Origin of the sequence: Balnearium lithotrophicum, from assembly GCF_900182585.1 — a bacterium.
GTDB lineage: Bacteria > Aquificota > Aquificia > Desulfurobacteriales > Desulfurobacteriaceae > Balnearium > Balnearium lithotrophicum.
Map to the genome: position 1 here is coordinate 1 of NZ_FXTM01000001.1, position 12,545 is coordinate 12,545.

A 12,545-nucleotide genomic window follows, 5' to 3' on the forward strand; every position below is an offset into this window, starting at 1 on the left:
AGATTAAGCAAGATGTTGGGAGCTATGAGAGAACAAAGAGCTTTTATATAGCTCAGTTATTTGTTTTGACTAAGTTCTGTCTCTTTAACTTGTGGCTTCTCCTTTTGGTCATATGGATTTTTCAAACAGGCTCAGTTTTAAATATACTTCCTACTTCCATTATATAACTAATGAACCTCTCGTACACAGGATGGGAAGAGAGTGTTTTTGTATTTCCTATCAGGATGAGCTTTCTCCTTGGGCGGGTTATTGCAACGTTCAACCGCCTTAAATCCCTTAAGAACCCTATCTCCCCCTCATCGTTTGAGCGTACAAATGAAACTACTATTACTTCTTTTTCCCTTCCCTGGAATCCATCAACGGAGTTGACCTCCACCTTAAAATCCCTCTCAATCAGCATCTGCTTTATGAGCTTGACCTGAGCTGCATAGGGAGTAATTATTCCAATTTCCCTCCTATCGAGTCCCATTCTGTGGAGCTCTAAAGCCACCTCAACGGCAATCTTTGCCTCCTCGTAGTTCTCGTACGACGTTGAACCTGAAGGCTGAAACTCGTAGGCATTTATTTTGGACGTATCAATGAAACCAATTGGGATTTCGCAAGATAAAACGCTTTCAAACTTTTTTGGTTTGGAGAGATTAAAGTCTGCCAACGTTCTATCCTTTACCTCAGGGGCAGCAATGAGCTTACCCTCGTAGAACTCCCTGTTTGGAAACTCCATTATTCTTTCGTTCATCCTGTACTGAACCCGAAGCATTGAAGAGAGCTCCGGTTCCCTTTCTATCAGCTTCTCAAAGAGAGTCCTTTCCAACTCTTTGGCCTCTTCGCTAACAACGGTGGGAGGAAGCTGTTTGTGGTCTCCTGCAATGTAGAACCTATCGGCTCTCATTATTGGAATTAACGTCGAAGGTTCAACCTGTTGGCTTCCCTCATCAATAACAGCAATGTCAAAGTGGAATCCTTCAAGGAGCTCCGATTTAACCATTGAGTTTGTGGAGATTACAACATCAGCATCGGAAACAATTTCTCTGAGTATAGAGCTTTCCATTTCCTTTAGTGTTTTTATCCTCATATCAATTTCGTAGTTTGTCAGTATCCATTCTGCCATTGACCTCATGACCTTCTTTGGAATTCCCCTGAAGCTCTTTCCCTTTCTTCCAAAGTAAACGATTTCTTCATCGCTCATTCCCCTTCTAAGCTGTGGAACAGGTTTTGTAAACTTCTCCCTCTTCTCTATGAGTTCCTTTACCTTCTCCCAACCCTCTTTAATCTTCTTGCTCTTTTCGTGCTCCTCGTAGAGAGCATATATGGAAAATCTCTCCAACTCCTCAAGAACCCTTGCAGGATGGCCAATCCTTACAAGTTTTAACTCAGGATACTTGCTCAGGTTTAAGAGAATGTTGTCTGCAGCTATGTTTGAGTCTGCAGTGGCCAGTACCTTTTTACCCCTCTTAACAAACTGGACAATTAGCTCCGTTACAGTACTCGTCTTTCCCGTTCCGGGAGGTCCGTGAATGAGGAAAAAGTCTGAGGAACCTAAAGCCAGACTTACGGCCCTCCTTTGAGTCTCATTTAGCCTTTTATCGACCAAATCAAACTCGAAAGGTTCTGCCCTTTCTGGTATTTTTAGTCCAAGAATGATGTTTCTCAGCTCCCTCTGCCTTCCAACTGCGTGGCGGAGCTCCTCTAAATTCTCCTCCATCCTCTTAAACGTAACGTCGTTTACGTAAAGGTCTATCCTTACTCCCTTTTTATAGACCCAGTTAGGAGGTCTATTGTCAAAGGCAACAGTTATCGTCTTTTCAGTTATTCTCACAACGGTTCCCAAAAGGTCACTCTTAAGGGGATTTCCCTTACTTATCAGGACTATATCTCCCGTTGAAATCTCTGTCTCTATCGGTTTTTCCCTCCAGAACCTCACAAGGTGAAGGTGGAACTTTGTTCCGGCCTTTGTTCCCTTTAAGTCCAAAACGGCCCTTCCCAAGAGCTCCCTCTCCCTTCCAGAGAGCTTCCTTATCTCCTCCTCCTGTGCCTCTATCTCTGCTAACCTTTCAAGGTCTATCAGGTACTTAAACTTCTCCACGTAGCGATGTACTGTACATATTTCAACTTCCTCCTCCTTAGAGGGGATGAACTCCTCAAAAAGCTTACACAGACTCTCATCCTTCAAGTAGATAAGCGTTTTCCCGTTTGCAGTGCAGGTTTCTCTAACATCCCCCTTCTTAAGTCCAAACTTCTTTAGTTCCCTCTGTAATCTCTTACCCTCAAAAATTCCATCTATCAGAATTGGCAACTTTTCACTCCAAATTTGAAATTTTCACTTTACGAATTTAAACTTTTGTAGAGTTTGGGCAAAGGAGGGAGTTTTGGTCATTCACATTGTAGGAATTGGCGGAATTGGAATGTCTGGAATTGCTCTCGTTCTAAAGTCAGAAGGGTATTCTGTTCAGGGTTCAGACATCAGAAGGAGCTCCATGGTGGACAAACTTGAGGAGAGTGGTATTAGGGTTTTTATAGGGCACAAAAAGGAAAATGTAATGGGTGCTGACATTGTCATTCACTCATCTGCCGTCAAAGAGGATAACCCCGAAATAGTTGCAGCGAGGGAGATGGGGATTCCCATTATTCCGAGGGCTGACGTCCTATCGGATTTAATGAAGCTGAAGGAGGGAATAGCCGTTGCCGGAACGCACGGAAAGACTACAACAAGTTCTATGGTTTCAAAAATACTCTACGGTGCAGGACTAAAGCCGACAATTTTGGTTGGAGGAAAGCTCTCGTTTTTAGGAGGAGTAAATGCCCTGAAGGGAGAGGGAAACTGGATAGTTGCAGAGGCCGATGAGAGCGATGGAACGTTTTTGAGGTTAAATCCTACCTTTTCAGTAGTTACAAACATAGATGCTGACCACTTAGACCACTACGGAAGTTTTGAAAACCTAAAGAGGGCCTTTTTAGATTTTGCAAACAGGGTTTCTTTCTACGGAAGGGTTTTTTTGTGTACTGAGTGTCAGAACGTTAGGGAAATCGTTCCAAAGATTTACAAGAGAAAGGCAACTTACGGATTCAAGAATGCGGATTTCACAGCTGAAAACTTAACGTTTTTAAAGCTTGGAAGTCTTTTTGATGTGAAGTACAAGGGTGAAAAACTTGGAAGAGTTAAGCTCAACGTTCCTGGGAAACACAACGTTTTAAACGCATTGGGAGCTCTATCCGTTTCTTTAGAGGTAGGAGTTCCCTTTAGTGAGATTTCTGAAAACTTGGAGGAGTTTAGAAATGCAAGCAGGAGAATGGAACTCAAGGGAACTGTAGGAGGTGTTACGTTCATCGACGATTACGGCCACCACCCTACGGAGATTGAAGCATCCTACGAGGCTCTTAAAAACTCCTTTCCAGACAGGAGATTGGTCGTCCTATTTCAGCCCCATAGGTACACGAGAACCGCTCTCCTGTGGAACGAATTTGTAAAAGTTTTAAGGGAAATAGACAACCTCTACATTTGCGATATATATTCTGCCGGTGAAGTTCCTATTCCAGACGTTTCCGCTGAAAAGTTAGCAAGGGAGTGTGGAGCTCTCTACTGTGGAAGTCTCGAGGATGCCTGTAGAACCCTGAGGAGGGAGCTAAAGCCCGGAGATGTGTTCTTATCCCTTGGTGCAGGTAGCGTAACGAATGCCTTTGAACTAATCACAGGAGAGGTTAATGGAGAGAGTCTTTCTGTTTGATGGGAGCAGTCTTGCATACAGGGCTTACTATGCCCTTAAAAATAAGGGATTTAAAACGACTAAGGGATTCCCTACAACGGCGGTTTACGGGTTCATAAGGATATTTTTAAAGCTCCTGAAAGACTACAAACCTGAGTATTTGGCAGTTGTCTTCGATGCCGGAAAGAGAACATTTAGAACAAAACTGATGAAAAGTTACAAGGCTAACAGGAAGCCAACTCCGGATGAGTTTAAAGTTCAGCTTCCATACATAAAGAGATTTTTAGAGTGTCTGGGAGTAAGGGTTTTAGAAAAGGAGGGTTACGAGGCTGACGACATTATAGGTACTCTTTCAAAAAAGTTTTCAAAGGAGGGAGCTCAGGTAGTAATTGTTACTCCAGACAAGGATATGAGGCAGTTGATAGATGAGAACACCGTTGTAGTAGCAATATCCAACAAAACTGGTAAATCAAAAACTTACGACCTCAAAACATTCAAGGAGGAGTACGGTATAGAGCCTGAGCAGATTCCCGATGTTTTTGGACTTTCTGGAGACACTATAGACAACATTCCAGGAGTTCCAGGAATCGGTGAGAAAACAGCCCTTGACCTCATCAGGAAATTCGGCTCCCTTGAGAACATTTATCAAAATTTAGATAAATTGACTCCAAAGAGGAGGGAGCTCCTTGAGAAGTTCAAGGAGCAGGCATTTTTAAGCAGGGAACTTGCAAGAATAAAGACAGACGTTCCTTTAGACGTCACTATTAAAGACCTTAAATTGGAAAAGCCAAACGGAGACTGTTTGAGGGAGCTCTTATCAGAGCTTGAAATGAGGAGCGTTGCAGTTGAACTTAAAAAGCTCTTTCCAGACCTTGACTTTGGAAAAGAGATTGAGAGAGGGAGGGAGCTCTCGGAAGAGGAGTTGGAAAGGTACTTATCAGTTGGAGATCTCTTTACCAGACCTTCAGTTACGGTAGTTCCAATTGATGGGAAATTCCTAATTTCTACCCCTAAGGGTTTTTTAAAAGTTGATAGAGAAAAAGCCCTTGAAATTGTAAAAAAGTCTGGGAAAATCTTTACCTACAACTTGAAGGAGCTCTACCACAGTTTAGGGGAAGAAATCTCTAAAAGGGATGTTGAAGACCTTTCTCTTCTATACTACTTAAAGAATCCACTTTTGAAAAACTACACACCTGAAACCCTTCTTAAGGAGTTCTTGGAAAGTGTAGACCTTTCGCCGATTGAGGACTATATCCACTATACCTTTAACCTATTTGAAAAGCTCAACAGCGAGGTGAAAAAAAAGGGACTATCTGAAATTTATAAAAAGATGGAACTTCCCCTGTCCTACGTCCTTTACAAAATGGAAAAGAGGGGAGTCCTCTTTGATGTCAGTTACTTGGAAAACCTTGGAGGTGAAATAGTTGATGAGACGGAGAGTTTAAAGGAGAAAATTTACGAAGAGGCCGGAGAGGTTTTTAATATAAACTCCCCGAAACAGCTTTCCTACGTCCTATTTGAAAAATTGAAATTAAAGCCCCTTAAGAAGACAAAGTCTGGTTACTCAACGGACGTTGAAACCCTGACGACTTTAGCCCTTGAAGGAAGCAGAATAGCTGAGTATCTACTTGAATATAGGAAATTAACAAAGCTCTACGGAACTTTTGTTAAGGGAATACTCAAGCACGTTGGAGAGGATGGAAGGGTTCACGGGAAGTTTCTCCAAACGGCAACGGCAACGGGAAGGCTCTCTTCCGTAGAACCTAACCTTCAGAACCTTCCGGCTTTCGATGAGTTTTCAAAGAAAGTGAGACAGGCCGTAACGTCTTCGGAAGGTTATACCCTTGTTTGGGCAGACTACTCTCAAATAGAGCTCAGAATTCTTGCTCACCTCTCCGGAGATGAAAAATTGATAGAGGCTTTTAGAACGGGAAGGGACATACATACAGAAACGGCAAGGTACCTTTTTGGAAAGGAAGAGATAGGCGAAGGAGAGAGGAGGATAGCGAAAACCGTTAACTTTGGAATCATCTACGGCATGAGTCCCCATGGCCTTTCTGAGAGGTTGGGAATACCAATAAAGGAGGCCGAAGAGTACATAGAGAACTACTTCAACCAGTTCCCAAGGGTAAAGGAGTACATAGAGAGGACTCTGAAGGAAGCCTACGAGAAAGGTTACGTGAGGACACTTTTTGGAAGAATTAGACCCCTTCCAGAGTTAAAGGACAGGAGCTACCAGGTAAGGAGCTTTGGAGAGAGAGCTGCCGTAAATGCAATAATTCAGGGGACTGCGGCTGACATAATGAAGCTGGCTATGGTGGAACTTTACAGGAAATTGGAGGAAGAGGACAGTTACTTAATTTTACAGGTTCACGACGAAGTTGTGATTGAGGTTCCCGAGGAAAAAAAGGATAAGGTAGTTCAATTGGTAAAGGAAACTATGGAAAACTGTATAAATCTATCAGTTCCCCTCACGGCAAAGGTAGAATCTGGAAAGAGGTGGAGCTAAATCGATAGCAAAGAAACTGTATAAACATTTGCTCCATGTCTACATAGCAGAAAAGGGAAAAAAGGGTGATAGTTTTCTAGCTTTGAAAATAGATATTTTTCACTTTTCCAGAAAAAATCAAAGCAATACTAAATTGTAATTTAAGGTAATTTTGTTACAATTTTTTTGCAATGAATATTAGAAAGTTATTTATAAATTTATTGTTATTAACAATCTTAGTGGATTCCTGTTTATTGAAAGAGGAAGTCTTTGTTATAACATTCAATTCAGCTCTCACCATTCCTTTTAAAATTGCAGAAGTTTTTGGGAAATTTGAAAGTACTGATTTTAGTATTAAGATTGATATTGTAAATAAGAAAGATTTTATAAAGTTTCTCAATCTGAGTAAGTACTCTGTAGTTATTGCAGATAAGGATACTGCCAATAAATTGGTAGAATTACTACCAAATTGGTATAGAATTTGTAAAGTTGCTGAAGGAAAAAATGATACTTATTATTTACTTGCAAAGAAAAAATTTATTCTTAATAAAAAGGAATTTTCCTATTTGATAAAATCATGGAATTTTGGAGTAGATGAATTAAAGGACCCTGCAGTTCTTAAAATGATGGAGATTAAGGATTTGAACTTAAAGTTTTTTCATTGTAAAGGTTAACTATATTATGAAATTGGATAAATACTGGCTACTAACGATAATAAGCATTCTTGAGTTCATTTTACTACCGATTTTATCCTATTTCGTCACAAAGAAATCATTTGAGGGGCACATCCTTAATACCTTAATTGGAAGTGCCGAAAGTTATGTTGAAGTTTCAGCAGTTTCTGTTGGTTCAAAAAAGAGAGTTAACGAACTTATAGGTATTCTTGAGAGAGCTCCCTACATAGAAAAAGTTTATCTTAAACAACCTCCTTCTTTGGAAGGGGAATTTCTTATAAAAAAGAACTTAATTTTCCCCGATGGAAAAAAGGAAATATACATAGCCTTAGATAAAAACTTTATTGAAAGTAAATCTCAATTAATAGCTTTGAAAACATCTTTATTACTACTTTTAATCATAGTTCCTGGTAATATTGTAATCTTATACTTTATTCAAAAGTTATACTTAAAACCTTTAGATAGAATAAGACAGGACATAAAAAAAATTTCCAAAGGTCAGTTAAATAAACTTCCATACTCAAAGAATAACGATGAATTTGACCGTATTAGAATCAGTATTAATAATATGATTGAGAAAATTGAGCAAAAGAATATAAAAGAGGAGATAATATCTCAATTCATACATTTGTTAACAATAGGCAAGGGATTTAACGGAGAGTTCGTATCGTTAATTAAAAAGGTTCTTTCAATGGCTGGGTGTGATGGAGCTATTATAGGAATAAAAGATTTTGATGATTCAAATCAAGTAAGCTTGAGATTGATTATTACAAGTGAAGGGTCAAAAGTTTTTAGAAAAAAAGTAGACGATTTGGAAGGTATAGAACCTCTTCTTCTTGAAGCAAACAGAGAAATAGAAACAGATAAAGAAAATATTTTATCATCTTTTGAAAGGGAAATAGGAATAAAACATGTCTTTGCCATACCACTATCATCTTTTTCTGAAATTTTAGGCTTTACCATTTTCTTTAAGAAGTCAAAAGAACCTTTATCTGAGGAAAATAAAAATTTTTTAAGAAACATTTCTCGTTCTATAGCTATATCTACCCAAATTAGAAAGTTAATTTATAACTTAGAGAGAAAACTCCAAGAGGAAAAAGAACTAACCAAGGGAATTGTTGAGAGCTTTGTACGAGGAATTGAAATAAGGGACGCCTATACAAGAGGACATTCAGAGAGAGTTGCTTACTACTCAAAGAGAATAGCAGAAGAGTTGGGACTTACTCCAAAAGAGGTAGAAGCTACGTATATAGCGGGACTTTTACACGACATTGGAAAAATAGGAATACCGGACAGTATACTTTTAAAACCTTCAAAGTTAACAGATGAAGAGTACGAAATTATCAAAATCCATCCGGAGTTAAGCTATGAATTACTTAAGCATATAGAGCCCTTAAAGGATTCGCTTCCCGGTATTAGATATCACCATGAAAGGTGGAATGGTTCCGGATATCCTGAAGGGCTTAAAGAAAACAAGATACCCATTCAAGCGAGAATTCTAGCTATTGCAGACTCTTTTGATGCTATGACAAGCAACAGAATATACAGAAAAGGAATGGAGAAGAGAGAGGCCTTAAAAGAAATTTCTTCAAAAGCTGGGAAATTCTACGACCCCGATGTTGTAAACGTTGCTTTAAGGGTTTTCATGTACGAGACCCCTCCTGTCACTTCAGAGGAGTATTACCTGTCCTCGGAACTTTTCAAAACTTTAGAGGAAAGAAGACTCGACTACTTTTTAAGGGACCATTTAACCGGAGTATTTAGTAGAACCGCTTTAGAGTTTGCATTCTCTGTTGCAAGGGAAAGGTTTCCTCATCTGTTTGCCTTTACAGTAGATATTAGAAAGTTAAGAGAAATTAACATCAAAGAGGGTTGGAAAAGAGGAGATTACATTCTTAAAAAGACGGTAGAGCTGCTGAACTCTGAACTTCAGAATGCTGTTATTGTGAGATACTCAGGAGACAATTTCCTTGTATTTACAAATAAATTTGATTCACTCGATAGTGTAATAAGGAAGTTGGAAGCCGAACTTCAAGTAGAACTTACCTATAACGTCCTAACCCAGATAAATGATATTGAGCAGTTAAAGAAGGAGTTAACTAAGCTGGAGTTTGAAACCTAATATTTCTCTTATGTAAAAATTCTGTAAAAATTTTGTTAAAATTTTTCCAACTTACGTGGCGGGAGGATAGGATGAAAATCCATGAGTATCAGGCAAAGGAGATTTTTAAGAAGTACGGTTTACCAATTCCAAGAGGAATAGTTGCCCACAATGCTCATGAAGCGGAGTGTGCTGCAAAGGAACTTGGAACACCAGTTGTAGTAGTAAAGGCTCAGGTTCATGCCGGTGGAAGGGGAAAAGCTGGAGGAGTTAAGCTTGCAAAGTCTCCTGAAGAAGCCGGAGAAATTGCAGCTCAAATGATTGGGAGTAGACTTAAAACCTACCAGAACCCTGAAGGCCTTCCCATAAACTGCGTCCTTATAGAGGAAGGAGTAAACATTGATAAGGAGTTTTACGTAGGGTTAACTCTGGATAGAGAAGTTTCTAAACCTGTTTTCATGGTTTCAGCTGCTGGTGGTATGGAAATTGAGGAGATAGCAAAGACAAATCCTGAATTGATAATAAAGGAGCACGTTGACCCCGCAATAGGTCTCCTACCGTATCAGGCGAGAAAGATTGCATTTAAAATAGGATTGACAGATAGAAAATTGATAAGTCAATTTGTAAAAATCCTTATGACCCTTTCAAATATGTACTTTGAGTTGGATGCCTCTTTGATTGAAATAAATCCCCTTGTTAAAACAAAAGAGGATTCTTTTGTTTGCTTAGATGCCAAAATAGACTTTGACGATAATGCTCTATTTAGACATCCCGATGTTCAGGAACTTGAGGATGTAACTCAGATAGACCCGTTGGAGCTTGAAGCTAAAAAATGGGATTTGAACTATGTAAAGTTGGATGGAAACATAGGATGTATGGTTAACGGTGCCGGTCTTGCAATGGCAACCATGGACACAATTAAGTTCTACGGCGGAGAGCCGGCAAACTTCTTGGATGTTGGGGGAACTGCAACTGTAGAGAGAGTCGCAGCTGCATTTAAACTCCTCCTTTCAGACCCTAAAGTAAAGGCAATCTTTGTAAACATATTCGGTGGAATTGTTAGGTGCGATAGAATTGCTGGAGGAATCATAGAGGCCGCAAAACAGGTGGAGTTGGATAGGCCTCTAATCGTAAGACTTGAGGGAACAAACGTTGAGTTAGGTAGAAAGATGCTTGAAGAGAGTGGACTCAACATCATCCCTGCAAAGGATATGGCCGACGGTGCTCAAAAAGCTGTAAAAGCTGCAAAAGGAGAACTATAAGGAGGGGAAAATGAGCGTTTTAGTAGATAAAAATACCAAAGTTGTTGTTCAGGGATTAACAGGAAAAGAGGGGTCCTTCCATGCAAAGCAGTGTTTGGAGTACGGAACAAAAATAGTTGCTGGAGTTACTCCTGGAAAGGGAGGAATGAACTGGAGCGATGATGAGGGGAAGTTTATCGTTCCTGTTTTTAACACCGTTGAGGAGGCGGTAAAGGAGACAGGAGCCAATGCTTCTCTAATATTTGTTCCACCGGCCTTTGCTGCAGATGCCATTATGGAGGCAGCTGATGCAGGAATAAAACTTATTGTTTGTATTACTGAGGGAATACCTGTAAACGATATGGTAAAGGTAAAGAGAGCTCTCCAGGGAACAGGAGTGAGGTATATAGGGCCAAACTGTCCTGGGATTATAACTCCAGAAGAGTGTAAAATGGGAATTATGCCCGGTCACATATTTAAAAAGGGAAGAGTCGGAATAGTATCCCGTTCTGGTACATTAACATACGAAGCGGCATATCAATTGACAACGAGGGGAATTGGACAGTCAACGGTCATCGGAATCGGCGGAGACCCCGTACCGGGAACAACCCACAGGGAAGCTGTAGAAATGTTTAACAACGACCCAGATACGGATGCGATTGTTCTAATCGGAGAGATTGGTGGAACCATGGAGGAGGAAGCTGCTGAGTACATAAAGGAAAAGGTTGAAAAGCCTGTTGTTGCTTACATTGCTGGAGTTACAGCTCCTCCGGGTAGGAGAATGGGACACGCAGGAGCAATCATTACCGGAGGGAAGGGAGACGCCAAGAGCAAAATGGAAGCACTAAGGGAAGCAGGTGCCTACGTCTGTAACACTCCTGCTGAAATTGGCGAAATGATGGAGAGAGCTCTAAAGGAGAGAGGAATTATCTAAAGGAGGAAAATATGGCTGCAAAGGGTGTAGTTGTTGTTAGAGAGGATTGGTGCAAAGGGTGCAACATCTGTGCTTCAGTTTGTCCAACAAAGGTTTTAGAGCTTGACAAGGTTAGGGCAATAATGACAGTTGCCCATCCTGAAAAGTGTATTGGCTGTAAGCAGTGTGAAATGATATGTCCAGACTTCTGTATCTACGTTTTTACTCCAGAAGAGTACGAAGAAGTAGCAAACGCTTAAGGAGGAAACTATGGCTAAGCTTGAACTAAAGTATGGAAACCACGCCTGTGCAGAGGCTGCAATTTTAGCAGGTTGCAGATTTTACGCCGGCTATCCCATTACTCCATCCTCAGAGATTGCAGAGAGGATGGCAGAGCTCCTTCCAAAATACGGAGGAGCCTTTATCCAGATGGAGGATGAGATTGCCTCAATGGCAGCAATTGTCGGAGCATCATTTGCAGGTGCGAAAGCAATGACGGCAACCTCCGGACCGGGCTTTTCACTGAAGCAGGAGAACTTAGGTTATGCATTTATGACAGAAGCTCCCTGTGTAGTTGTTAACGTCCAAAGGGGAGGCCCATCAACAGGTCTTCCAACACAGATTGGACAGCAGGAGATTATGCAGTCCCTATGGGGAACCCACGGCGACAAACTCATTCCGGTCTTCTATCCGGGGAACGTTCAGGAGATTATGGAGGAAACAATCAGAGCCTTCAACTGGGCCGAGAGGTTAAGGACTCCTGTTGTTCTCCTCCTCGATGAGGTCTTAGGCCACATGAGGGAAACTGTGGATATGGAGCTCTTTACTCCCGATAAAGTAGAAATCTGGAACAGAAAGATGCCCGAAGTTCCTCCCGAGGAATACCTTCCTTACAAACCTGGAGAGGACGATGTTCCTGCAATTGCTCCCTACGGGACACCAGGTTACAGGGGACATGCAACGGGACTTCACCACGACTATACAGGTTTTCCAACAACAAACCCGGAAATGTGTGAGGAGCTCATAGAGAGACTCATCAGAAAGGTCAAGAGAAATCAGCCCGAAATGGAGAAAAACGAAGAGTATAAGTTGGACGATGCCGAATTTGCAATTGTTGCCTTCGGAACAACGGCAAGGGCAGCCAAAACAGCTGTAGACATTGCAAGGGAAAAGGGAATTAAAGTTGGACTCTTAAGGGTTGTAACAATATGGCCATCCCCTGAGGAAACACTAAACAAGCTTGCAAAACAGGTCAATGCAATACTCGTTCCGGAGCTCAACATGGGACAGTACGTATTAGAGGTTGAAAGGTGTTCCAAGGGAGAAGCTCCTGTTTACAGGCTAAACAGGGCAAACGGAAAGGTTATCTTCCCTTCAGAGATTGTTGAAAGGATAGAGGAAATAGCAAAAGCTAAAGTTTAAGGAGG

The 12,545-nt window shown here is 40.9% G+C and carries 9 protein-coding genes and 1 pseudogene; 9 read left to right on the forward strand and 1 reads right to left on the reverse strand.

Annotation, left to right across the window (positions count from 1 at the left end):
- Positions 1-167 (forward strand): annotated as a pseudogene (locus FN732_RS00005) (IS5/IS1182 family transposase); the annotation flags it as partial.
- Here FN732_RS00005 and FN732_RS00010 read toward each other — a convergent pair.
- Positions 122-2,293 (reverse strand): IGHMBP2 family helicase, encoded by a 2,172-nt coding sequence (locus FN732_RS00010; RefSeq protein ID WP_142933263.1) that lies wholly within the window; start codon positions 2,291-2,293, stop codon positions 122-124. The pseudogene FN732_RS00005 and the gene FN732_RS00010 overlap by 46 nt on opposite strands.
- 73 nt (positions 2,294-2,366) lie before the next feature.
- Between FN732_RS00010 and murC the strand changes: the two genes are divergently transcribed.
- From murC to FN732_RS00050, 8 genes are all read left to right on the forward strand, one after another.
- Positions 2,367-3,722 (forward strand): UDP-N-acetylmuramate--L-alanine ligase, encoded by a 1,356-nt coding sequence (gene murC, locus FN732_RS00015; RefSeq protein ID WP_185954176.1) that lies wholly within the window; start codon positions 2,367-2,369, stop codon positions 3,720-3,722.
- On the forward strand, positions 3,700-6,210 hold the full coding sequence (gene polA / locus FN732_RS00020; RefSeq protein WP_142933265.1) for a DNA polymerase I: 2,511 nt from the start codon (positions 3,700-3,702) through the stop codon (positions 6,208-6,210). Before murC ends, polA begins: the two co-directional genes overlap by 23 nt.
- Positions 6,211-6,380: 170 nt before the next feature.
- Positions 6,381-6,863, forward strand: coding sequence for a hypothetical protein (locus FN732_RS00025; RefSeq protein ID WP_185954177.1), 483 nt, complete (start codon positions 6,381-6,383; stop codon positions 6,861-6,863).
- 7 nt (positions 6,864-6,870) lie between these two features.
- Entirely contained in the window at positions 6,871-8,985 is a 2,115-nt protein-coding gene (locus FN732_RS00030) for an HD domain-containing phosphohydrolase (RefSeq protein ID WP_142933269.1), read from the forward strand.
- A 71-nt stretch (positions 8,986-9,056) separates the two neighbouring features.
- Complete coding sequence (gene sucC / locus FN732_RS00035; protein ID WP_142933271.1) at positions 9,057-10,226, forward strand: ADP-forming succinate--CoA ligase subunit beta; 1,170 nt, start codon at positions 9,057-9,059, stop codon at positions 10,224-10,226.
- 10 nt (positions 10,227-10,236) lie between these two features.
- Positions 10,237-11,139, forward strand: coding sequence for a succinate--CoA ligase subunit alpha (gene sucD, locus FN732_RS00040; RefSeq protein ID WP_142933273.1), 903 nt, complete (start codon positions 10,237-10,239; stop codon positions 11,137-11,139).
- 11 nt (positions 11,140-11,150) lie between these two features.
- On the forward strand, positions 11,151-11,378 hold the full coding sequence (locus tag FN732_RS00045) for a 4Fe-4S binding protein (protein ID WP_142933276.1): 228 nt from the start codon (positions 11,151-11,153) through the stop codon (positions 11,376-11,378).
- Between the two features lie 10 nt (positions 11,379-11,388).
- Positions 11,389-12,540: a 2-oxoacid:acceptor oxidoreductase subunit alpha gene (locus tag FN732_RS00050; protein WP_142933278.1), complete on the forward strand. Its 1,152-nt coding sequence runs from the start codon at positions 11,389-11,391 to the stop codon at positions 12,538-12,540.
- The last annotated feature ends 5 nt before the right edge of the window (positions 12,541-12,545 follow it).

What these genes read in the sequence shown, in the direction of transcription:
- polA (WP_142933265.1), top strand. Translation starts at nt 3,700, where the DNA reads ATGGAGAGAGTCTTTCTGTTTGATGGGAGCAGTCTTGCATACAGGGCT.
- FN732_RS00025 (WP_185954177.1), top strand. Translation starts at nt 6,381, where the DNA reads ATGAATATTAGAAAGTTATTTATAAATTTATTGTTATTAACAATCTTA.
- FN732_RS00030 (WP_142933269.1), top strand. Translation starts at nt 6,871, where the DNA reads ATGAAATTGGATAAATACTGGCTACTAACGATAATAAGCATTCTTGAG.
- sucC (WP_142933271.1), top strand. Translation starts at nt 9,057, where the DNA reads ATGAAAATCCATGAGTATCAGGCAAAGGAGATTTTTAAGAAGTACGGT.
- sucD (WP_142933273.1), top strand. Translation starts at nt 10,237, where the DNA reads ATGAGCGTTTTAGTAGATAAAAATACCAAAGTTGTTGTTCAGGGATTA.
- FN732_RS00045 (WP_142933276.1), top strand. Translation starts at nt 11,151, where the DNA reads ATGGCTGCAAAGGGTGTAGTTGTTGTTAGAGAGGATTGGTGCAAAGGG.
- FN732_RS00050 (WP_142933278.1), top strand. Translation starts at nt 11,389, where the DNA reads ATGGCTAAGCTTGAACTAAAGTATGGAAACCACGCCTGTGCAGAGGCT.